General features: G+C 73.8%; 18 protein-coding genes. 5 read left to right on the plus strand and 13 right to left on the minus strand.

Translation table 11 applies throughout. The annotated features are described in order from the left end of the window. Positions 1–60 precede the first annotated feature (60 nt). Positions 61–2,034, plus strand: coding sequence for a beta-N-acetylglucosaminidase domain-containing protein (locus ACFZA0_RS21820; RefSeq protein WP_391019494.1), 1,974 nt, complete (start codon positions 61–63; stop codon positions 2,032–2,034). Positions 2,035–2,089: 55 nt separating this feature from the next. On the opposite strand, the gene ACFZA0_RS21825 is transcribed toward ACFZA0_RS21820, so the two are convergent. The 3 genes from ACFZA0_RS21825 to ACFZA0_RS21835 all read right to left on the minus strand — a co-directional run bounded on the left by ACFZA0_RS21825 (position 2,090) and on the right by ACFZA0_RS21835 (position 4,220). Further along, complete coding sequence (locus ACFZA0_RS21825; protein ID WP_391019398.1) at positions 2,090–2,911, minus strand: NAD(P)-binding domain-containing protein; 822 nt, start codon at positions 2,909–2,911, stop codon at positions 2,090–2,092. A 115-nt stretch (positions 2,912–3,026) separates the two neighbouring features. After that, positions 3,027–3,239 (minus strand): EF-hand domain-containing protein, encoded by a 213-nt coding sequence (locus tag ACFZA0_RS21830; RefSeq protein WP_391019401.1) that lies wholly within the window; start codon positions 3,237–3,239, stop codon positions 3,027–3,029. Between the two features lie 60 nt (positions 3,240–3,299). Beyond that, a complete protein-coding gene (locus tag ACFZA0_RS21835; RefSeq protein ID WP_391019404.1) occupies positions 3,300–4,220 on the minus strand; it encodes a MerR family transcriptional regulator in 921 nt (306 codons plus the stop codon). 83 nt (positions 4,221–4,303) lie between these two features. On the opposite strand from ACFZA0_RS21835, the gene ACFZA0_RS21840 reads away from it, so the two are divergent. Further along, positions 4,304–4,957: a GNAT family N-acetyltransferase gene (locus tag ACFZA0_RS21840; RefSeq protein ID WP_391019407.1), complete on the plus strand. Its 654-nt coding sequence runs from the start codon at positions 4,304–4,306 to the stop codon at positions 4,955–4,957. A 3-nt stretch (positions 4,958–4,960) separates the two neighbouring features. Here the strand turns inward: ACFZA0_RS21840 and ACFZA0_RS21845 are convergent, their stop codons facing one another. The 6 genes from ACFZA0_RS21845 to ACFZA0_RS21870 all read right to left on the minus strand — a co-directional run bounded on the left by ACFZA0_RS21845 (position 4,961) and on the right by ACFZA0_RS21870 (position 11,495). Further along, positions 4,961–6,145 (minus strand): hypothetical protein, encoded by a 1,185-nt coding sequence (locus ACFZA0_RS21845; protein WP_391019410.1) that lies wholly within the window; start codon positions 6,143–6,145, stop codon positions 4,961–4,963. After that, complete coding sequence (locus ACFZA0_RS21850) at positions 6,145–6,939, minus strand: polysaccharide deacetylase family protein (protein ID WP_391019412.1); 795 nt, start codon at positions 6,937–6,939, stop codon at positions 6,145–6,147. Before ACFZA0_RS21850 ends, ACFZA0_RS21845 begins: the two co-directional genes overlap by 1 nt. A 109-nt stretch (positions 6,940–7,048) precedes the next feature. Then, positions 7,049–7,555, minus strand: coding sequence for an ATP-binding protein (locus tag ACFZA0_RS21855; protein ID WP_391019415.1), 507 nt, complete (start codon positions 7,553–7,555; stop codon positions 7,049–7,051). 332 nt (positions 7,556–7,887) lie between these two features. Continuing rightward, on the minus strand, positions 7,888–8,655 hold the full coding sequence (locus ACFZA0_RS21860) for an enoyl-CoA hydratase-related protein (protein ID WP_391019417.1): 768 nt from the start codon (positions 8,653–8,655) through the stop codon (positions 7,888–7,890). Between the two features lie 104 nt (positions 8,656–8,759). Next, a complete protein-coding gene (locus ACFZA0_RS21865; RefSeq protein WP_391019419.1) occupies positions 8,760–10,007 on the minus strand; it encodes an Ig-like domain-containing protein in 1,248 nt (415 codons plus the stop codon). A 261-nt stretch (positions 10,008–10,268) separates the two neighbouring features. Then, positions 10,269–11,495: an Ig-like domain-containing protein gene (locus ACFZA0_RS21870; protein WP_391019422.1), complete on the minus strand. Its 1,227-nt coding sequence runs from the start codon at positions 11,493–11,495 to the stop codon at positions 10,269–10,271. 152 nt (positions 11,496–11,647) lie between these two features. On the opposite strand from ACFZA0_RS21870, the gene glgX reads away from it, so the two are divergent. Further along, entirely contained in the window at positions 11,648–13,903 is a 2,256-nt protein-coding gene (gene glgX / locus ACFZA0_RS21875; protein ID WP_391019424.1) for a glycogen debranching protein GlgX, read from the plus strand. A gap of 36 nt (positions 13,904–13,939) precedes the next feature. Here glgX and ACFZA0_RS21880 read toward each other — a convergent pair whose 3' ends face one another. Genes ACFZA0_RS21880 through ACFZA0_RS21895 form a run of 4 tightly spaced genes read right to left on the minus strand, consistent with a single transcriptional unit; the run spans position 13,940 to position 17,601 of the window. Beyond that, positions 13,940–14,593 (minus strand): response regulator, encoded by a 654-nt coding sequence (locus ACFZA0_RS21880; RefSeq protein WP_391019426.1) that lies wholly within the window; start codon positions 14,591–14,593, stop codon positions 13,940–13,942. Further along, positions 14,583–15,845, minus strand: a complete 1,263-nt coding sequence (locus tag ACFZA0_RS21885) for an ATP-binding protein (RefSeq protein ID WP_391019428.1) — start codon at positions 15,843–15,845, stop codon at positions 14,583–14,585. The genes ACFZA0_RS21880 and ACFZA0_RS21885 overlap by 11 nt, the downstream gene beginning before the upstream one ends. Positions 15,846–15,883: 38 nt before the next feature. After that, the gene (locus ACFZA0_RS21890; protein ID WP_391019431.1) at positions 15,884–16,693 is read right to left on the minus strand and encodes an ABC transporter permease; all 810 of its coding nucleotides are present in this window, start codon (positions 16,691–16,693) and stop codon (positions 15,884–15,886) included. Continuing rightward, positions 16,690–17,601, minus strand: coding sequence for an ATP-binding cassette domain-containing protein (locus ACFZA0_RS21895; protein WP_391019434.1), 912 nt, complete (start codon positions 17,599–17,601; stop codon positions 16,690–16,692). The genes ACFZA0_RS21890 and ACFZA0_RS21895 overlap by 4 nt, the downstream gene beginning before the upstream one ends. 252 nt (positions 17,602–17,853) lie before the next feature. On the opposite strand from ACFZA0_RS21895, the gene ACFZA0_RS21900 reads away from it, so the two are divergent. Next, a complete protein-coding gene (locus tag ACFZA0_RS21900; protein ID WP_391019437.1) occupies positions 17,854–19,650 on the plus strand; it encodes an ABC transporter transmembrane domain-containing protein in 1,797 nt (598 codons plus the stop codon). After that, positions 19,647–21,584, plus strand: a complete 1,938-nt coding sequence (locus ACFZA0_RS21905) for an ABC transporter transmembrane domain-containing protein (RefSeq protein ID WP_391019439.1) — start codon at positions 19,647–19,649, stop codon at positions 21,582–21,584. Before ACFZA0_RS21900 ends, ACFZA0_RS21905 begins: the two co-directional genes overlap by 4 nt. The last annotated feature ends 398 nt before the right edge of the window (positions 21,585–21,982 follow it).

The raw sequence follows: 21,982 nt of genomic DNA on the forward strand, positions 1-21,982 counted from the left end.
TTCTGTTTCCGAGCAACCCGAGAGATCCGGGCAACCCCAGAGATGAGCCCCGTGCACGACATGTCGGACGGCGGAAACGACCACGGTCGGCCACGGCAGTCCCGTTCCGCGACGCGGTGGTCGGCCGGACTCGTCACGGCGCTGGTCGTCGTCCTCCTCGCCCGCGCATGCACGGGCGGGGGCGGTCCTGCCGCGACCGGGCGTCCTTCGGACAAGAACCCGGACGGCGGTCAGACCTCGGCCCACCGCGACGCCGTTCCCCCCGGTGCGCCCGTCCTCTGGCCGGCCCCGCGCAGCGTGCGGCGGGGCGCGGGGGCCGTGCCGGTCGGCACGACCGTGGTCCTGCGCGCCGGCGCGGGCACCGACCGGTCCACGCTGGCCGCCGTGACCGCCGCCCTGCGGGCGGGCGGGGCGACGCGGGTGCGGACCGGCACCGGCGCCGCGCACGGCCAACTCCTCGTCGCCATCGGCTCGGACGGCTCGACCCCCGGTCCCGGCGCCCTCGGCACGCCCTCCCCGGCCGCCCTTCCGGCCGGCGGCTACACCCTCGCCGTCGGCACCGACCACGGCGAACCGCGGGTCGTCCTCGCGGGCAGGGACGCGGACGGCGCGTTCCACGCGGCGCAGACCCTGGCCCAACTGGTGCGCCCCGTGGGCTCGTCGAGGGCCCGCACGGCTCTGCCCGCCCTGCGCGTCCGCGACTGGCCGGCCACCGCGACGCGCGGCATCGTCGAGGGGTTCTACGGCACCCCGTGGACGCAGGCCGACCGGCTGCGCCAACTCGACCTGGCCGCCCGCTACAAGCTCGGCACCTACCTCTACAGCCCGAAGGCCGACCCGTACCTGCGCGGCCGCTGGCGCGACCCGTACCCCGCCACGCGCCTGGCCGACCTGCGGGCGCTGGCCGCGCGCGCCGCCGCCGACCACGTCTCGTTCGTCTACGCCCTCTCCCCCGGCCCGTCGGTCTGCTACTCCTCGGCGGCCGACACGGCGGCGCTGACGGCCAAGTTCCGGCAGTTGTGGGACGTCGGGGTGCGGGCGTTCGCGGTGCCGCTCGACGACATCGACATCACGCGCTGGAACTGCGCACGCGACGCCGCCGTCTACGGCACCGGCCGGGCCGCCGTCGCCCGGGCCCAGGCGGACCTGCTGAACAGGGTGCAGCGCGGCTTCCTCGACGCCCGCGCGGGCGCGGCCGCGCTGGTCACCGTGCCCACCGAGTACGACGGCGGCCGGGCCAGCGCCTACAAGAGCGCGCTCGCCGCCCGCCTCGACCGCCGGGTCCGCGTGATGTGGACGGGCCCGCTGGTCGTCGCCCCCACCGTGAGCGCCCGGGACGCCCGCACCGCCGCGCGGCTCTACGGGCACCCGGTGCTGCTGTGGGACAACTACCCCGTCAACGACTACACGGCGGACCACCTGCTGCTCGGCCCCTACGAGGGCCGCGACGCGGGGCTGCCCGGCGCGGTCTCCGGCATCACGGCGAACCCGATGAACCAGGCGGCGGCCTCGGACCCGGTGCTGTTCTCGGTGGCCGCCTACGCGTGGAACCCGTCCGCGTACCGGCCCGCGGCCGCCCTGGACGCGGGTCTCGCCGCGGTCGCGGACGGCGATCCGCGGGCGCTGGCCGCCCTGCGCGCGTTCGCGGACGTCAACCGCGCCTCGCGGCTCGACGGCACGCAGGCGCCCGGACTCGCGGCACTGATCGCCGCGTACCGGCGGGGCGGGGCGGACGCCGAGGCCGCGCTGCGCGCGCGGCTGACCGTGCTGGCCGGTGCCCCGGACGCGGTGCCGGACGCGTTCGCGAGGTCGGCCGCGCCCTGGCTGGCCGCCGCGAGCGACTGGGCGCGGTCCGCACTGGCCGCGCTCGCGCTGCGCGACGGGACGGGCGGACGGGCGGCGGTGACGGCGTCCCGCACCGCCGCCCGCGCCCACACGGTCGTCGACTGGCAGGGCACCACCCGGACGGTGTCGGTGGGCGAGGGCGTCCTCGACGCCTTCGTCGCGCGGGCCCTGGGCGAACGCCAGGGGTGAGGGACGGGAGGCGCCCGTCCCTCACCCCGTCCGCCGGAGGCCGGTCGGTGGTCCGTCAGCCGCGGAAGTCCGCCGGCCGCTCGGACGGAGCCTTCGCCAGGGCCTCCTCCACGGCGGCCGGGGTGCCCCGGAGTCCGTAGACGGGGGTGCCGGGCTGCTGGCGCCAGGAGTCGTCGATGCCGCCCGCGTCGACGGTGTCGAAGCCGAGTTCGTCGATGAGATCGCGCACCACGCGCTTGGCCGCCGCGTCGTCGCCCGCGACGGGCAGCGCCATCCGCTCGGGGTCGCCGGCGGGCCGGTGGCGGTCCAGGATGTCCTGCGCGTACGTGCCGTTGAACGCCTTGACCACGGGGTGGCCGATCTGCCGCTCGGTCCAGCGGCTCTCGGTCAGGCCGCCGTCCTCGATCTCGTCGATGCGGCCGTCGCGCTGCTGGGGGTAGTAGTTGCCGGTGTCGATGACGACGACACCGTCGGCCGCCTCGTCGAACAGACCGGACGGCAGGGAGGGCACCGCCTTCAGCGGGACCGTGACCACGACGATCTCGGCGTTGCGCGCGGCCTCCGAGGCCACGACCGGAATCGCGCCGGTCTCCGCCGCGAGGTCCTGAAGGGTCTCGGGGGTACGGGAGTTGGCGACGGAGACGTCGTGCCCGAGGGCCGTGAGCCGCCTCGTGAGGTTGCCGCCGATGTTGCCCGCGCCGATGATGCCGATCTTCATGTTCCGACTCGCCCGACCTTCCGGAGGGAGGGTGCGGCAGAGCCCCTGTGCTCCGCCGCTGATCCCGTCAACCCCGGCACACCGCACGGTGTTCCGGCGCGCGGCACGCGGGTGGAGTCCCCCGGGAAGCCGTACGAAGCGGTACGAAGCGGGGCGCACCGCCGCGCGACGGCCTCGGCCGGGACCGCGGGGCGGCGGGAGTCGGGGGCCGCCGCGGGGCCCGCCCCGGTGGGGACGGGCCGCGCGCGGCGGCCCACCGGCCCGTGCGCCGGGCTCACTTGTTGAGGTGCGTCCAGAACTCGTCGAAGGACAGGACCTTGTCCTTGTTCAGGTCGCGGCTGGAGATGATGGCGTCCGCGACGGACTCGGTGACGTTCCAGTCGCCGCCCTGGGCCAGCGCCGTCCTGAACTCGGCCGACGTGATGAACCCGTCGCCGTCCGTGTCGATCCGTTCGAACTGCTTGCGTGCTTCCTCGATGTCCGCCACCGGTCCGCCCCTTCTCGTGCATGAATGCCAGGCCGTGCGGCCCTGCTGACGGTGGTCAGATTAACGGTCCGTGGCGGCCCGCAGTGCGGCGACCACCCACGCGAACTCCGGCCGGTGGGCGGCGGCGGGGCTGCCGCCCTTCACCACGGCCAGCAGGTCGCGGTACCTGGCGACCTCGTCGGTGGTGACGGACTCCACCCTTTCGAGTACGGCCGCGGGGTCGGCGTCGCCCAGCAGTTCGCGCAGGAGCGCCTGCCCCTCGGGCGACCCGGGGGCGAGGCCCCGTTCCCGTCCCGCGGCGCCCGAGCCCACCAGCGCGCGCATGAACGCGAGCGCGCCGCCCGCACGCGGGTCGGAACCCCCGCCCGGTCCGGCGACGTTGTACTCGGCCACCCTGCGCATCCGGGCCCGGAACGCGGGGTTCTCCAGCAGTTCGGCCAACTCGACCCAGGCGTCGACCTGTTCGGGGGTCGGCTCATCGGGCAGGTCGACGGTGATGCCGCGCATGCGCTCGCGGACCACGGGGTCGGCGACGTCCAGGCCGTGGAACATCTCGTCCACGAAGTCGTCGAGGATACGGGTGCGTTCGGCGGCGGACAGCCGGGCCAGCCTGTTCATCAGGGTCATCTCCTCGGCGGTGGAACCGCGTTGTGCCACGGTCGACAGCACCGCCCGGGTCACCCGCAGCGAACGGATCTGCGCGTCGAGGGCCACCACGTGCGCGGCGGCCACCTCCGCCACGGTCGTCTCGCCGGCCAGCACCGCGCGCACGTCCCGCAGCCCCAGGCCCAGTTCGCGCAGCGTGCGGATCAGCTCCAGGCGGGCCGCGGACGCCGCGTCGTAGAGGCGGTAGCCGCCCGCCGACCGCGTGACCGGGGGCAGGGCGCCCGCGTCGGACCAGTAACGGACGGTGCGCACGGACAGGCCGGTGGAGCGGGCCAGTTCGCCGATGGTGAGAAGTCCGGTGCCGTCGTCGGTCATGTCTGGGAGTCTGTGCCTTCCAGCGGGTGGAGACTCAAGGGGCGTCTCAAGGGGCGTCTCAAGGTGACTGGCGGAGGCGGGCGTTGGCGGAGAACCTGCGGGACGTCCTGGACGCCGCGGCGCGCGGCGTCCTCCCTCCACCGGACGGCGGCACGTCCGTCGTCGCCCAGCCGTCGGCGCGCGACGCGGGCGTGGTCGCCTTCACGGCGCACTCGGTGGTCTTCACCGACGAGGACGAGGCCTGGGTGCGCGAGGCGCTGGCCGCCGCGGACTGCGACCCGCTCGCCGCGGCGATGAACCCCCGGTTCCTGGCCGCGCTGATGGCCCGCACGGGACGCACGGCCGAGACCGTCGACGTACTGTCCGCGGCCCCCGCGCTGCCCGGCGCCCCCGGCCTCGCGCTGACGGAGGAGGCGGATCCGGCGCACCCCCGGGCGCTCCGTGCGCGGACCCGGCGGGACGCGGTACGGGTGTGGTCGGCGCCCGGCGGTGTGCTGGTGCTGGGGCGCGGGGTGGCCGGACGGACGGAGGTCTCCGTGGAGGTGGCGGAGGGCGCGCGCCACCGGGGTCTGGGCCGGGCGCTGGCACGGGCCGCCCGGCACCTGTCGGCGGGCGAACCGGTGTGGGCGCAGGTGGCGGCGGGGAACGCCCGCAGCCTGCGGGCGTTCCGGGCGGCGGGCTACCGTCCGCTGGGGGCGGAGATTCTGCTCAACTTGCCTATTCAGAAGGCTGGTTGACGGTCAGCGGAAGATGCCGGTGTGTCCCAGCGAGTACCGCCCCGGCTGCGGGTACAAGGCGAGGCCGTGCGGGCCGCTGCCGACCGGGATGCGGGCGAGCTGCCTGCCGTCGCGGGTGTCGAGGGCGTACACCTCGGAGTTGTACCGGCCGGACAGCCACAGGACCTTGCCGTCGGCGGAGACGCCGCCCATGTCGGGGCTGCCGCCCTGGGGCAGGTGCCACTTCCGCGTGAGCCGGTTCCGGGTGAAGTCGTAGACGGAGACGGTGCCCTCGCCCCGGTTGGAGATGTACATCTCGCGGGAGTCGCGGCCGACGTACAGGCCGTGGCAGCCCTTGCCGGTGTGCAGCAGCTTCGGCTCGGTGAACTTGTCCCCGTCGAGCACCCACATGCCGTCGGCCGCCATGTCGGCGATGTAGAACCTGCTGCCGTCCGGTGCGATCTTGACGTCCTGGGGCATGGCCCCGTGGAACGGCAGCTTCTGCTGTCCCACGACCTTCATGCGCTCGGTGTCGACCTTGAGCAGTTCCCCGCTGAACTCGCAGGACACGATGAAGTAGCGGCCGTCGGGCGAGAAGTCGGCGTGGTTGACGCCGTAGCAGCTCACCGGGACGGACTTGGCGGTCTTCATGGTGTGCGCGTCCCGGAACACCAACTGGCGGTCGAGGGAGGCCATGACGATGGCGTACTTGCCGTTCGGCGTGAAGTACAGGTTGTAGGGGTCGTGCACGTCGACCGGCTTGCCGGCCTTGCCGGTGGCGGGGTCGATCGGGGTGAGGGTGTTGCCGCGGTCGTTGTTGACCCACAGCGTCTTCAGGTCCCAGGACGGCACGACGTGCTGCGGCTGGTCGCCGACCGGGATGGTCTCGACGACCTTGTAGGTCTTCGGGTCGATGACCGAAACCGTGTCCGAGTTGGTGTTGGGCACGTAGACCCGCGAGGGGAAGTTCCGTACTTGCGGCGCCAGTTGGTTCGGGCGGTCGGCGGCGTAGACGTCCTTCGGGTCGAGCGGGGGCGGCATGCCCGGCAGGCCGGCGGGCGGCGCGGCCTTCGCGGTGACGGCGGGCTTCGCGGCACGGGTGGTGGCGGTGTCCTCGTGCGCGCCGTCCGACGCGGAGCCGCAGGCGGCGAGCGCGGTGAGGGCCGCGACGGCGGCCAGGGCGGACGCGAGGCGGGTGGTGGGGTTCATCAGCTGAGCAGCTCCGTGGTCGTGACGGCGCGCAGGCCGCGGCGGTCGAGTTCTTCCAGGAGGCCGGGGAGGGCGGCGACGGTGTCCGCGTAGCCGAAGTGCAGGCTCACCACGGACCCCTCGCGGACCTCGCCGAGGACCTTGGAGGTGACGGCGGCGGCGCCCGGCGAGGTGTAGTCGAGGGAGTCGACGTCGTACGACAGGACGTGCGGGTAGCCGGCGGCGCGGGCCAGGCGGGCGACGAGCGGGGACGCGGTCGTCGCGCGGGAGGGCCGGAACCAGGTGCCGATGGAGCCGGTCAGCCGCCGCAGCCGGTCGGCGCACCCGGTGATCTCGGCGCGCGCGTCCGCCTCCGACAGGGAGTTGACGTCGATGTGCCGCATCGTGTGGTTGCCGAGGTCGTGGCCGCCGTCGACGATCCGCCGGGCCATCTCGGGGTGCGCGTCGAGCCAGGTGCCGACGGCGAGCACCGTGACGCGGGCGTGGTGCCGTTCCGCCCGGTCGAGGACGGCACGGGCGACGGCGGGGTCGCCCTGCCCGTGGAAGGTGAGTGCGACACGGGGGCGGTCGCGGGGGCCGTGCGCGATCTGGGCGGGCTGCCGGGGGAAGGCACGGGGTGCGGGCGCGGGGTGCGGGGAGGCGGCGGGCCGGTCGGCGGTGGTGGGCGCGGTGTGCGCGGCGCGGGGGGCCTCGGTCGCGGCGGGCCCGGCGGGGGAACACCCGGCGCCGAGTGCTCCCGCGGCGACGAGCCCGGCACCGGTGCGCAGCGCCGTGCGGCGGTCGGTCGTGGTCACCGGACCATTTAAGGGGGTTCGGGGCGATTCGCGCCGATTGAGTGCGCGGGCGGGCGGGTCGCACCGCGCGGAACGCCGCGGACGGGACGGGGACGGCGGGGGCCGGGCCCTAGCGGTCGCCGACCCGCATCTCGAACCAGGTGGTCTTGCCGTGCGACAGGAGGTCGGCGCCCCAGCGGTCGGCGAGCTTGTCGACGAGGAAGAGGCCGCGTCCGCCGAGGTCGGTCTCCTGGACCGGCATCAGGCAGGGCAGCGCGCGCGAGGGGTCGCGCACCTCGACGCGGATCCAGCCGCGCCGGCGGCGCAGCCGCAGCCCGAACACGCGGGCCCCGGTGTGCCGCACGGCGTTGCCGACGAGTTCGGACACGAGCAGGACGGCGTCCTCGGTGAGCTTCGGGGAGAGCGCCCAGTGGCGCAGGATCACGACCTGCGCGAGCCGCCGGGCGGTGGCCGCGGACTCCGGGAGGGACGCCAGGACGACCTCGTCCTCCGTCGGATCGCCGAACAACTCGATGACGCCGAGCGCCCGTTCGTCCTCGAAACCGGGCGACCACCGCGGCGCCGCGGTCGTACGACCGGCTCCCCGCGGCTGCCCGATGCCCTCCAGCCCCGCCATGCCCCCATCATGGCCGTCCGGCCGGTCGGACGGGGGCGGTTCTCCGGTAATGCGGGGGCGACAACACCCGTTGGAGCGACGGGCGTTCGGCATGTGCCAGCGGCAATTCGGTGCTGCTCGGGGGCCCGTCGACCTGCAACGGGAGCCCTTCTCGCGGCAGTTGACGGCGGTCCGGGACAAGGCAGACTTAAGGCTGCCTTAAGGTCCCCATAAGCCGCCCGTCGGGCGGCTTCCGGGCGGACCGTCGCCCCAACAGGCGTTCTTCGTACGGCAGTTCGGGACTCGAGTGTCGCATCCCGGACCGCCGGCCGTCGGGGCGGCGGCCCGGGACGTCAGCGGAAGCGGGCCTTGCCGGGGCCGTCCTCGACGAAGCTGCGCATCCCCTCCTCGCGGTCCGCGGTGGCGAACAGCGAGGCGAACCAGCCGCGTTCGACGGCGAGCCCGGTCTCGATGTCCGTCTCCAGACCGGTGTCGACGGACTCCTTCGCGGCGCGCAGGGCGATCGCGGGCCCCTTGGCCAGCCGGGCGGCCCACGCGTGCGCCTCGGCGAGGGTGTCGGCCGCCGGGACGACCCGGTCCACCAGGCCGATGGCCAGCGCCTCGTCCGCCTTGACCTGACGGCCGGTGAAGATGAGGTCCTTGGCCTTCGACGGGCCGATCAGCCGGGCCAGCCGCTGGGTGCCGCCGGCGCCGGGGATCAGACCGAGCAGGATCTCGGGCTGGCCGAGGCGGGCGTTGTCGGCCGCGACGCGGAAGTCCGCGCACAGCGCGAGTTCGCAGCCGCCGCCCAGCGCGTAGCCGGTGACGGCCGCGACCACGGGTTTGGGCACCCTGGCCAGGGCGGTGAAGGACTCCTGGAGGCCGCGGGCGCGCAGGATCATCGCGGTGTGGTCCATGGCGCGCATCTCCTTGATGTCGGCGCCGGCCGCGAACACCTTCTCGCCGCCGTGGACCACCACCGCGCGCACGTCGTCGCGGCGGGTGACCTCCTCGGCGAGTTCCCTGATCCGGTCCTGCGTGGCGACGTCCAGCGCGTTCATCGGCGGACGGTCGAGGCGCAGCGTGCCGACGCCCTCGGCGACTTCGAGATGTACGGTCATGCGGATCAGGTTAACGGCCGCTAACAGCGCGGGACCCGGTGGTGTCGGTCACACACCACCGGGTCCCGTCGCTCACTCCACCGGCCCGCCGCGGCGGGCACGGCTCACTTCGTCCAGTCCGCCCACGACATGTTCCAGCCGTTGAGCCCGTTGGCCGGGTCGACGGTCTTGTCGTCCGAGTGCTTCACCACGACCACGTCGCCGAGCAGCGAGTGGTTGAAGAACCAGGCGGCCGGGGTGGTCTTGGAGTAGCCGCCGCGCACGTCGCTCAGGCCGATGCAGCCGTGGCTCGCGTTGTAGTTGCCGAACGCGGAGCCGCCCCAGTAGTTGCCGTGCGCGAACGTGCCGGAGTCCGTGAGCCGCATGGCGTGCGGGACGTCCTTGATGTCGTACTCGCCGCCGTAGCCGACCGTCTCGCCGTTCATGCGGGTCACCGTGAGCTTCTGGCTGATGACCATCTGCCCGTTCCAGGTGTCGTAACCGGGCTTGCCGGTGGTGACCGGCAGCGTCCGCACGGTCTTGCCGTCCTGGGTGACCTTCATCTTGTGCGTCTTGGCGTCCACGACGGACACCTGGTTGCGGCCGATGGTGAAGGACACCGTCTTGGCCTGCTTGCCGTAGACGCCGGAGCGGCCCTCGACGCCGTCGAGGTCGAGCTTGACGGTGACCTTGGTGCCGGCCGCCCAGTACTTGTCGGGCCGGAAGTCGAGGCGGTCGTTGCCGAACCAGTGGCCCTCGACGTCGACCGGCGGGTCCGTCTTGATGCTGATGGCCTTCTCGACGTCGTCCGGGTGCGTGATGCCCCGCGTGAAGCGCACCGAGAACGGCATGCCCACACCGACCGTCGATCCGTCCTCGGGCGTGAAGTACCCGATGAAGGTGTTCTGCGGCGTCAGCGTCGTGAACGTGGTGTCCTCGGCGGCCTTGCGCCCGTCGGTGTCCTCGGCGACCGCGTGCACGCGGTACGTCGTGGACGCGGCGAGGTGCGAGGTGGGCGCCCAGCCCGTGCCGTCACCGGTGATCTTCCCGTCGACGGCGTGCCCGTCGGCGTCCTCGACGCTGACCGTCGTCAGCCTGCCCTTCGCCGCGCTCACCTTGAGGGCGCCGCTGGTGTCCACCGACTTCGCGCCGTCCTCGGGCGCGACGGTGACCACGGCCTGCGACTGCGCCGAGCGGGACGGATCCGCGCTCGCCCCCTTCGCGTCACCCGTGCTCCGGGCGTGCTCCGGGCTTCCTCCGCCGCCGCAGGCGGTGACCGCCAGCAGCAGGACGCCGAGCACCAGCGCCCAGGGCCCCCTGCCGCCGCGCCCCCGCACGCCATCCCAACTGCCCGGTATCGGCCGCACGTTCAAGTCTGCTCCCCTCGCCGGGCCTGGTCGGGCCCGTACGTTCCCGCGCGCGCAGCGCGCTCGGCGCACAGGAAACCACAGCTCCCGCCACGACGGCGTCCCGTCAATGTCACCGTTCGGTCCCGACTTCGGCCCCCGGGCGCGCGTCACCGGCCGCAGGCGTACAAGGGCGGCTCGCGGGCCGGTGCCGCGGGGCCGGACCGCGGGGCGGCGGGGGGCGGCGCCCGGCGCACGGGGCGGGCGCCAACTCCACGCGAGCAGGGGTTACTTGACCGCTCCGCCCGCCGTCCACTCGCGCCAGCCCATGTTCCAGCCGCCGAGTCCGTTGTCCGCGGGCACGGTCCGGTCCTTGCTGTGCACGACCTCGACCACGTCCCCGACAAGACTCCGGTCGAAGAACCACCCCGCGGGCGTGTCCGAGCTGCCGCCCTTGACGTCCCGCAGGCCGACGCAGCCGTGGCTGACGTTGACGCGGCCGGGGGCGGTCGGCGCCCAGTAGTTGCCGTGCAGGAAGGTGCCGGTGTCGGTGAGCCGCATGGCGTGCGGGACGTCGGGGATGTCGTACTCGCCGCCGAAGCCGACCGTACGGCTGTTCATCCGGGTCACGTCGAGCATCTCCAGGACCACCATCTTCCCGTTGTACGTGGGGTTCTTGGGTGCCCCGGCCGTGATCGGCACCGTCGCGACCAGGTTGCCGTCGCGGCGCACCTCCATGGTGTGCTCGGCCGCGTCGACGAGGGAGACCTGGCTGCGGCCCACGGTGAACGTGTACGTCCGGTACTGGAGTCCGTAGACGCCGCGCGCGCCTTCGACGTCCCGCAGCCGCAGGTCGACGGTGACCTCGGTGCCGGGTTTCCAGTAGGTCTCGGGGCGGAAGTCGAGGCGGCTGCGCCCGAACCAGTGCGGGCGGATCTCGACGCCGGGCCGGGCGGTGACGCGCACGGCGCGTTCGACGGCGGCGCGGTCGGTGATCTCCCGGTTGAAAGCCAGCGAGACGATCATGCCGGTGCCGACGGTGGAGCGGTTCTCCGGAGTGACGTACGCGATGAACCGCTCGTCGGGGACGAAGGTGGTGAACGTGGTGTGCCGGGCCAGGCGCCGCCCGTCGTCGTCGACGGCCACCGCGTCGACCGTGTACGCGGCGCCGAGGCCGAGCCGTTCGTCGTCGGGCAGCCAGGTCCGGCCGTCCCCGGAGACCCGGCCGGACACCGTCGTGTCCTGCGCGTCCTGCGACCGCACGACCTTCACCGACTCCAGGTGCCCCTCGGGGATCTCCACCCGCAGCCGCTGCCCCGGCCGCACCCCCTTCCTCCCGTCGTCGGGCGAGACGTGGACGAAGTCCGCGGGCTCGGGCGGTTTGCCGAGCATCTCGTCGATCGCGCTCGTGCCGTGCCCCGAACAGCCGGACGCGCCGGCCACCAGGCCTGTCCATGTCAGTACCGCCGCCAGCGCGGCCCCCGCGCGCCGCGCGCGTCCAGTTACGTGCCTCACGCGCTGCACAACGACGCGGTGCGCTCCGGGGAAACGTGAGTGCGAGCCAAGCTCTGGGCAGAACAGTGGGGAGGACGGCGCGTCGAGGTGCCGCGGCCCGGGACGCCGCCCACCCCGTGCCCGTCGTTGCACGAGCCGCGGGAGGCTGAACGGTGTCCAGCGCAGCCGAGCAGGAGGAAGTGACCGGGAAGCGCGCCGTCGAGGCGGCGCTTCCCGCCCTGGTGGTGAACGGCGTCGGGCACGCCGAGCCGCCGGGACCGCCGGTGTGGCCCGGTGCCCCGACCCCGCTGGGGGCCCGCCACCGGGTCGGCCCGGACGGGGTGGCCGGCACCAACTTCGCGCTGTGGGCCGGCGGCGCGGAGGCCGTCGAGCTGTGCCTGTTCGACGGGCCCGCGCCCGGCGGCCGGGAGACACGCGTACCCCTGACCGAACTGACGCACGAGATCTGGCACGGCTTCGTACCGGGCGTCGAGCCGGGCCGCCGCTACGGCTACCGGGTGCACGGCCGCTGGGACCCGTGGACCGGCGCCCGCTGGAACCCCGCGAAGCTGCTGCTCGACCCGTACGCGCGTGCCGTGGACGGCGACTTCGCGCTGCCGCCCGAGGTGTACGCGCACGTGCGGGACTGGCCGCAGCAGCACGTCGCGGACACCGTGCGCGACGACCGCGACTCGGCGCCCTTCGTGCCCAAGGGGGTCGTCGTGCGGGACGACGACGACTGGGCGGACGACCACCGGCCCAAGACGCCCTGGGCGGACACCGTCCTGTACGAACTGCACGTCCGCGGCTTCACCATGCGGCACCCGGAGGTGCCCCCCGAGCTGCGCGGCACGTACGCCGGGCTCGCGCACCCGGCGGCGATCGGGCACCTGAAGCGCCTGGGCGTGACGGCGGTGGAGCTGCTGCCGGTGCACCAGTTCGCGCACGAGGACCACCTGCTGCGGCGCGGCCTGCGCAACCACTGGGGCTACAACTCGATCGGCTACTTCGCCCCGCACGCGGCGTACGCGGCGACCGGCACCACCGGGCAGCAGGTCGGCGAGTTCAAGCGGATGGTGCGCGCGCTGCACGCGGCCGGCATCGAGGTGATCCTCGACGTCGTCTACAACCACACCGCGGAGGGCGGCGAACTGGGTCCGTCGCTGTCGTTGAAGGGCATCGACAACCGCGGCTACTACCGGCTCCAGGACGACGCCCGCCGCTACGCCGACTACACGGGCTGCGGCAACACCCTGCACGTCGTGCAGCCGAACGTGCTGCGCCTGATCACGGACTCGCTGCGCTACTGGGTGACGGAGATGGGGGTGGACGGCTTCCGCTTCGACCTGGCGGCGGCCCTCGCCCGTTCCATGCACGACGTGGACATGCTCTCCCCGTTCCTCGCGGTCATCGCGCAGGACCCGGTGCTGCGGCGGGTGAAGCTGATCGCCGAGCCGTGGGACGTCGGTTCGGGCGGCTACCAGGTGGGCGCCTTCCCGCCGCTGTGGACGGAGTGGAACGACCGCTACCGCGACGCCGTCCGCGACTTCTGGCGCGGCGCGCTGCCCGACGTGCGCGACCTCGGCTACCGCCTGTCGGGGTCGAGCGACCTGTACGCGTGGGGCGGGCGGCGCCCCTACGCCTCGGTCAACTTCGTGACGGCGCACGACGGTTTCACCCTGCGCGACCTCGTCTCGTACGGGCGCAAGCACAACGAGGCCAACGGCGAGGGCAACCGCGACGGCACGAACGACAACCGGTCCTGGAACTGCGGGGCCGAGGGCGCCACCGACGACCCGGACGTCACGGAGCTGCGACGGCGGCAGCTGCGGAACCTGCTGACCACGCTGCTGCTCTCGACGGGCGTGCCGATGCTGGTCGCGGGCGACGAGATGGGCCGCACCCAGGGCGGCAACAACAACGCCTACTGCCAGGACAACGAGATCGGCTGGGTCGACTGGGGCCTCCTGGAGGAGCCGGGCTGGCGGGCGCTGACCGACCTGACCGCCCGGCTGATCGCGCTGCGGCACCGCCACCCGGTGCTGCGGCGCCGGGCGTTCTTCTCCGGGCGGGCCCACTCGGCCGACGGGCTGCGGGACCTGGCGTGGTTCACCGCGCGGGGCACCGAGATGACCGAGCACGACTGGTACGCGCCGGCCGCCACCCTCGGGATGTACCTGTCGGGGCGGGACATCCCGGGCCGCGACGAGCGCGGCGAGCCGTTCCTCGACGACAGCTTCCTCGCCGTGCTGCACGCCGGGGACCGCCCGGCGAGCTTCGTGCTGCCGGGCACGCCGTGGGCCCGGCGCTACGAGGTGGTCGTCGACACCTCGTGCGAGGACCAGACCGGGGAGCCGGGCACGGAACACCCGGCGGGAGCCTGCGTCACCCTGCCGCCGAGGTCGGTGCTGCTGCTGCGGGTGGGGTGAACGGCAGGGCAGGGAACGGGAGTTGTCGGGCGGTGGTCAGCCGAGGATGCCCCGGTCGTAGGCGACCGCCACCGCCGCCGCGCGGTCCTTGACGCCCAACTTGCCGTAGAGATGGGTGAGATGGGTCTTCACCGTCGCCTCGCTGATGAACAGCGTGCGGGCGATCTCGCGGTTCGGGGTGCCCTTGGCGACCAGGGCCAGCACCTCGCGCTCGCGGGCGGACAGCGGTTCGTTGCCGGGCGCGCGGACCGCCGAGACCAGCCGGGACGCGACGGCGGGCGACAGGACGGTGCGGCCCTCGGCGGCGGCGCGCACCCCCGCGAACAGGTCGTCGCGCGGGGCGTCCTTGAGCAGGTAGCCGGTGGCGCCCGCCTCGATCGCGGGCAGCGTGTCGGAGTCGGTGTCGTACGTCGTCAGCACGAGGACCTTGGCGCGGCTGCCGCGCCGGGTCAGTTCGGCGATCGCGTCGACGCCGCCGCCGCCCGGCATGCGCAGGTCCATCAGCACGACGTCCGGGTCGAGTTCGGCGGCGCGGGCCACCGCCTCGACGCCGTCGCCGGCCTCGCCGAGCACGCGGAAACCGGGGGCGGACTCGAACATGCCGCGCAGGCCGTCGCGCACGACGGGGTGGTCGTCGACGATGAGGAGCGTGATCGTGGTGCCGGCGTCGGTGCGCGTGTCATCGGTCATGGCGGAGCAACGGTACGCGAGCCGAGACCGCCGTGCCCTGCCCCGGCTCCGACTCGACGGTGAGGGAACCGGCCACGCGTTCGGCGCGGGCGCGCATGCCGGGGAGGCCGAAGCCCCCGGTGCTGTCGCGGGCGGGCAGCGCGAGCGGGTCGAAGCCGTGCCCGTCGTCGCGGACGTCGAGGCTGACCTCGCCGCCCATGAAGGACAGGGTCACCCCGGTACGGGTCGGGTGCGCGTGCCGTGCCGCGTTGGACAGTGCCTCCTCCGCGATGCGCAGCAGGGTCGCGGCGACCTCGTCGTGCAGCGGTCCGGTGGTGCCGGTGACGGTGAACTCGGCCCGTACGCCGGTGCGTTCGCCCCAGTCGGCGACCGTCTTGCGCAGGGCCTCGGACAGCTCGTCCTCGGCGAGGGCCGCCGGTACCAGGTTGTGCACGGAACGCCGGGCCTCGCCGAGGCTGTGCCGTGCGAGGTCCAGCGCGCGGCCGGTGTGCAGGCGGCCGGTGGCCGGGTCGGGCGTGTTCTGGACCACCTGGAGCTGGGCGATGATCCCGGTGAGGCCCTGCGCGAGGGTGTCGTGGATCTCGGCGGCGAGCCGGCGGCGTTCGTCGGCGACACCCGCCTCCCTCGCCTGCACGAGGAGCTGGGCGTGCAGGGCGGCGTTCTCGTCGAGGGCCTGGTGCAGGGCCGTGTTGGCGCGTTCCAGTTCGGCGATGGTCGCGGCGCGCTCGGCCGTCCGCCGCGTCTCCTGCTCGGTGACGTGCGCGACCGCCATCTGGACACCGGAGTTGGCGATCAGGAGCGCGGTGAACAGGATCCACTGCACCGGGCTTTCGAAGGGCAGCCCGCCGGACTGCGCGCTCGCCACGGTCACCGCGCTCGCGAACAGTCCGAGCCGCTGCCACCTGCCCGGCAGGGTCTCGTCGGCGTCCATGTAGCCGGCGGCGGCGTAGAACGCGAAGAACGGGTTGAGCCAGGTCAGGGCGAGGGCCAGGGCCCAGCGGACGGAGTAGTACACCGCCCCCGCCCGGGACGGGACGCGGCGGCCGCCCTCGCGGTGGCCGGTGCCGTGCCACCACAGCTGGAGCACGAGCGCGGCGAGCGTCAGGGCCCCGGCGGCGTACCACTTGGCGGCCGGCGCGTCCGGGTCGGCGGAGGCGACCGTCAGGACGGCGCCGACGCCGAGCAGCGTGTACGGCCCCCAGGTGTGGAGCTGCTCCCAGCGCCGCTCGATGCGTCGGTCCTGCGTCGTCATCTCCCCAGTCTGCACGGCCGGTTCCCCGCCTCCGGCGCCTACTCCCACCGGAACCAGCGCGTCGCGGCCGCCGACAGCAGCACCGCCCAGGCGGCGACCACGCCGAGGTGGGACCAGCTCGGCCAGTCGCCCGCCGCCGCCTGGTTCAGCGCCTGGGCCGCCGCGCCGAAGGGGGTCAGGCCGACGATGCTCGCGAGGGTGTCGGGCATCGCCTGCACGGGGAGCCACACGCCGGCGCAGAACATCATCGGGAAGAACACCGCCGAGCCGACCGCCCCCGCGACCTTCGTGGTCGGCGACAGGGCGGAGACCACCGCGCCGAGCGCGAGGGCGACCAGGACCGCGAGCAGCAGCGCCAGCAGGTAACCGCCGGGCTGCTTCGGCAGGGCGACGTCGTACACGAGGCGGCCCACCGCGAGGGCGAGCAGGGCCGACACCAGGGCCGCCCCGCCGAACACCACCATCTGCGCGGACAGCAGCGCCGCCGGACGCACCGGGGTGGTCGACATCCGGCGCAGGATGCCGCGTTCGCGGTAGCCGGTGAGGGCCTGGGGCATGGACTGGAGGCCGCCGACGATCAGGCCGAGGAGCACGGCGACCGGCACGTACGCGTCGATCGGGCGCAGCCCGCCGTAGGACGCGTCGGGCCGACGGAACGAGGTGATCGCGCCGAGGATCAGCAGCAGCACCGTCGGGAACAGCACGACCCAGAAGAGGGCGCCGGGCTCGCGGGCGAACAGCCGTGCCTCGGTGCGCAGTACGGAGCTGTCGAAGGGGGCGCCGAGGGTCCGCGCGCGGGGAGCGGCGGCGGTCGGTGCGGGGCGGGTGGCGGTGCCGGGGGTGCTCATGAGGCGTCCTTGGTGAGGTCGAGGAACGCGTCGTCCAACGTGGCGTCCACGACGCGGAGTTGACGTGCGGTGACGTGCCGCCGGGCGAGCAGCGTGATGACGGCGTCGACGGTGTCGTCGGTGCCGGACAGCGTGATCCGGCCGTCCTTGCGCTCGATCGAGGCGAGCGCGGGCAGCGCGTTCAGGTCACCGTCGTCCAGCGGCTCGGACGGGGTGAAGCTGACGACGGTGGCGCCGGCCGAGCGGCGCACCAGTCCGGCCGGGGTGTCGAGGGCGACGACCCGGCCCCTGTCGATGACCGCGATCCGGTCGCACAGCCGCTGCGCCTCCTCCATGAAGTGCGTGACCAGCAGGACGGTGACACCGGACGCGCGGACGTCCTCGACGAGCTGCCAGGTGTCGCGGCGGGCCCGCGGGTCGAGTCCGGTGGTCAGTTCGTCGAGGATCACCACCCGGGGTCCGCCGATCAGGGCGAGCGCGACGAACAGGCGCTGCTTCTGGCCGCCGGACAGCTTGCCGAAGCGGCTGTTCAACAGGGGCTCCAGGCCCAGGCGTTCGACCAGGGGTCCCCAGTCGAGCGGGCGCGGATAGAACGAGGCGTACATCCGCAGGGCCTCGCGGACGGTCAACTTGCCCTGGAGTTCGCTCTGCTGGAGCTGCACGCCGAGGACGGCGGCGACCTCGGCGTGGTCGGCCGCGGGATCGAGACCGGTGACGCGAACGCGTCCGGCGTCGGGGACGCGCAGCCCGGCGACGCACTCGACGGTGGTGGTCTTGCCGGCTCCGTTGGGGCCGAGGACGCCGAAGATCTCGCCCTCCTCGACGGCGAGGGAGACACCGTCGACGACGGGCCGGCCGCCGTAGGACTTGCGCAGTTCGCTGACTTCGATGACGGGGGTCGCTGGCATGCACCCAGCGTGGCCGCGGGGCGGGTTCCGGCGCATCGGCCGACCCGTCGCGATCCGCGTCGGCCGATCGTCGGGCGGGGTCCGCCGATCGGTTGATGCGGGGCGTCGCCCGACCGGCGGGCGGGGAGCGCCGGGTTGGGGCCGCCGTACGGTTTCGGCCGCTGCGTCGCAGGTCGTAGGACCTGCGGCCCACGGCGTTCCCGCCAAAAACCCACTGGGCAGTGTCGGTGCCGGTCCGTAGGCTCCCCCTTGATGTCCACCTCACCTGCCCCCGCCCAACGCTCCTCCGCCCGCGCCCTGCTGCGCCTGTGGCCGTACGTACGGCCCGTGCGCGTACGGCTGTTCACCGCCGCGGCCGTCGCGATAGTCGCCTCCTGCGTGGGGCTCGTGATCCCGCTCGTCCTCAAGTGGATGGTGGACGGCCCGATCGCCGACCGGGACACGCGCGGTGTGTGGCTCGGCGCGCTCTACCTGCTGCTGCTCGGCGTCGCCGAGGCCCTGCTGTTCGGCATGCGGCGCTGGCTGGTGGCGCGTCCGCTGTCGCACGTCGAGGCGGAGATGCGGGCCGGTCTCTACCGGCACCTCCAGCGGCTGCCCGTCGCGTTCCACGACCGCTGGCCCTCGGGCCAGTTGCTGTCGCGGGCCACCACGGACCTGATGCTGCTGCGGCAGTTCCTCGCCTTCCCGCTGACGTTCCTGCTCGTCAACGGCGTGACCATCCTCGTCGGCGTGGTGATCATGCTGATCCAGGACTGGACGCTGGGCCTGGTCGTCCTCGGCCCGGCGGTGCCCGTGGTGATCACCTGCGCGATCTTCGAGAAGCGGTACGCGCACGTGGCGCGCCTCGCGCAGGACCAGGTGGGCGACCTGACGACGGTGGTCGAGGAGAGCGTGCTCGGCATCCGCATCGTCAAGGGCTTCGGCCAGCACCGCAGTCAGGCGCTGGTCTTCCGGGAACTGTCGGGCCGGCTGTGGTCGACGGAGATGCACAAGGCGCGGCTGCTGGCGACCATCTGGGGCGTCATCGTCACCCTGCCGGAGCTGGCCATCGGGGCGGCCCTGGTGCTGGGCGCCGTGCGGGTGGCGGACGGCGACCTGTCGGCGGGCACGCTGGTGGCGATCCTGTCGACCGCGCTGGCGCTGCGCTGGCCGGTGGACGCGATCGGCTTCCTGCTGGCGATGAGCCAGGAGGCGGCGACGGCGACCGAGCGGTACTTCGAGGTCATGGACGCGCCGGAGGAGGACACCGCGCGGGCGGCCGGCACCCCGGCCCCGGACGGGGCGGACGGCGCGGACGGCGCGGACGCGGGCGGCCTGCGCTTCCACGGGGTGCGGTTCCGCTACCCGGACGCCCCCGACGGTTCGGCGCCGGTCCTCGACGACATCGACCTGCACATCCGCCCCGGCGAGTCCCTCGCCCTGGTGGGCGCGACGGGCAGCGGCAAGACGACGCTGACGGCGCTGGTGCCGCGCCTGCACGAGATCACCTCGGGCCGCATCACGCTGGACGGCCGGGACATCCGCGCCATGAGCCGCGACGAGCTGCGCGCCAGGGTCGCGGTCGCGTTCGAGGAGCCCACCCTGTTCTCCGCGAGCGTCGGCGAGAACGTCCTGATGGGCGCGGCGGACGCGGGCGACACCGAACTCGGTCACGCCCTGGCCGTCGCCCAGGCGTCCTTCGTGCACGACCTCCCCTCGGGCACCGCCACCCAGGTCGGCGAGCAGGGGCTGAGCCTGTCCGGCGGTCAGCGGCAACGCCTGGCGCTGGCACGGGCGGTGGTCGGCCGGCCCGCGTTCCTCGTCCTGGACGACCCGCTGTCCGCCCTCGACGTGCACACCGAGGCGGCCGTCGAGGCGGCGCTGCGCGAGGTCCTCGCGGACACCACCGCGCTGATCGTGGCGCACCGCCCGTCCACCGTGCTGCTCGCCGACCGGGTCGCCCTGCTGTCGGAGGGCCGGATCACCGCCGTCGGCACCCACCACGAACTGCTCAGCACCAGCGCCGAGTACGCCCACCTGATGTCCGGACAAGGGGAGGACGAACGATGACGGCGCCCGCGACACCGCCGGAGGCCGAACAGCTCACCGGAGCCGGAGCCGGAGCCGGAGCCGGAGCCCCCGCCGCAGCCGGACCGGACCTCTCGTCCGGCGCCGCCGGGCACGCGCCGGACCTGCCCGGTCCCCGTCCGGCGGACGATCCCTTCGACCGGGACACGCTGCCCGCGCCGCCCGGCGCGACCGGCGCCCTGCTGCGGTCGCTGCTGGCGCCCATGCGGGCGGGCGTGGTGCGCACGACGCTGCTGCTGCTGTTCCAGCAGGCGGCGGTGCAGGCCGGACCGCTGCTGGTGGCGTACGCCATCGACAGCGCGGTGCCCGCGCTGCGCCGCGACGACCACGGCCCGCTGATCGCGGTGGGCGTCGCGTACGGGCTGTGCGCGCTGCTCTCCGGCACGCTCCAGTGGGCGTTCATCGTGGCCGCGGCGCGGGTCAACCAGAACGTGCTGCTCGACCTGCGCGGCCGCATCTTCCGGCACGCGCAGGCGCTCAGCATCGACTTCCACGAGCGCTACACCTCGGGCCGACTGATCTCCCGCTCGACGACGGACGTCGAGTCGCTGCGGGAACTGCTCAGCGAGGGCCTCCAGGAACTGGTCACCGTCATCCTGTCGTTCGTGTACATCGCGGCGATGCTGCTCTGGCTGGACCTCGGGATCGGGGCGGTGGCGGTGGCGTCGTTCGTGCCGCTGTACCTGCTCGTGCGGGTCTACCAGCGGCGGGCGGGCGAGGTCTTCCGGGTGCGCTCCACGGCGATCGCCAGGGTGATCGTGAAGTTCGTGGAGACGATGAACGGCATCCGCCCGGTGCGGGCGTTCCGCCGCGAGGCCGTCAACGACGACGCCTTCCGTGTCCTGAACCGGCGGCACGAACGCACCAACGGCGACTCGCTGCTGGAGATGGCCCGTTACGTGGTCGGTTCGCGGCTGGTGGCCAACACGGCGGTCGCGGGGATGGTGCTGTGGGGTGCCTACCGGGTGGCCGAGGGCAGCCTCGAACTGGGCGTGCTGGCCGCCGCGGTGCTGTACATGCGGCGGCTCTACGACCCGATCGACCGGCTCGGCATGTTCCTCAACTCCTACCAGTCGGCGGCCGCCTCGCTGGAGAAGATCGCGGGGCTGCTCGCCCAGGCCCCGACGGTCCCCGAGCCGGCGTCGCCGCGGGAGCTGCCGCCGGCCGAGGAGGGCCGGCGGGGCCGCGAGGTCGTGTTCGACGCGGTGGGCTTCGGCTACCGCACCGGCGGCGAGGTGCTGCCCCGCTTCGACCTGACCCTGCCGGCCGGGCAGACGGTCGCGGTGGTCGGCTCGACGGGCGCGGGCAAGTCGACGCTGGCGAAGCTGCTGGCCCGGTTCTACGACCCGTCGACGGGCCGGGTGCTGCTGGACGGCGTGGACCTGCGCGACCTGTCGGTGCCCGAACTGCGGCGCGGGGTGGTGATGGTGACGCAGGAGTCGTTCCTGTTCTCCGGCAGTGTCGCGGAGAACATCGCGATCGGGCGCCCGGACGCCACCCGCGAGGACATCGAGCGGGCCGCGAAGGCCATCGGCGCGCACGACTTCATCGAGGCGCTGCCCGACGGGTACGACACGGACGTGCGCAAGCGCGGCGGCCGCATCTCCGCGGGGCAGCGTCAACTGGTCGCCTTCGCACGGGCGTTGCTGGCCGATCCGGCGGTGCTGATCCTGGACGAGGCGACGAGTTCGCTGGACGTGCCGGGCGAGCGGGCGGTGCAGCACGCCATGTCGACGGTGCTGCGCGGCCGTACGGCGGTGGTGATCGCGCACCGGCTGTCCACCGTGGAGATCGCCGACCGGGTGCTGGTGATGGAGCACGGCCGCATCGTGGAGGACGGCGCGCCCGCCGAACTGATCGCGGGGACGGGCAGGTTCGCGAACCTGCACCGCGCGTGGCGCGACAGCCTGGCGTAACCCGCGTGCCGCCGGGCCGTGTTCACGGTTGATTTCCGGACACGGATCCGGCGGCGCGCTCACACCCTTCCGGCGCGGGACGTTACGGCCCGCCGCGGCGTCCGCCGGACGCGCGCCCTACCGACCATTCGGTGCCGGGAGTAGCTTGTGCCGTGGCACGGGCCCGAGTTGACGGTGCAGGCCCGGGGTCCGCCACACCCTTCCCGCGCCGCCCGGCACCCTTGCTTCTTTGCCATTCCCGTACCGTTCACCGGCTTTGGCTTTACGGTCGCCAACTCCGTTCACACGCCTGCAACGTTCACCTCGCGGACGCGATTCGGCCAACGTCCCTTGGGGGTCATGACATGTACGCGTCTTGGATGCCACTCTTCTGCCGCACGCCGCAGCACAGGCTTCTC

Source organism: Streptomyces sp. NPDC008150 (genome assembly GCF_042956945.1).
Classification (GTDB): Bacteria; Actinomycetota; Actinomycetes; order Streptomycetales; family Streptomycetaceae; genus Streptomyces.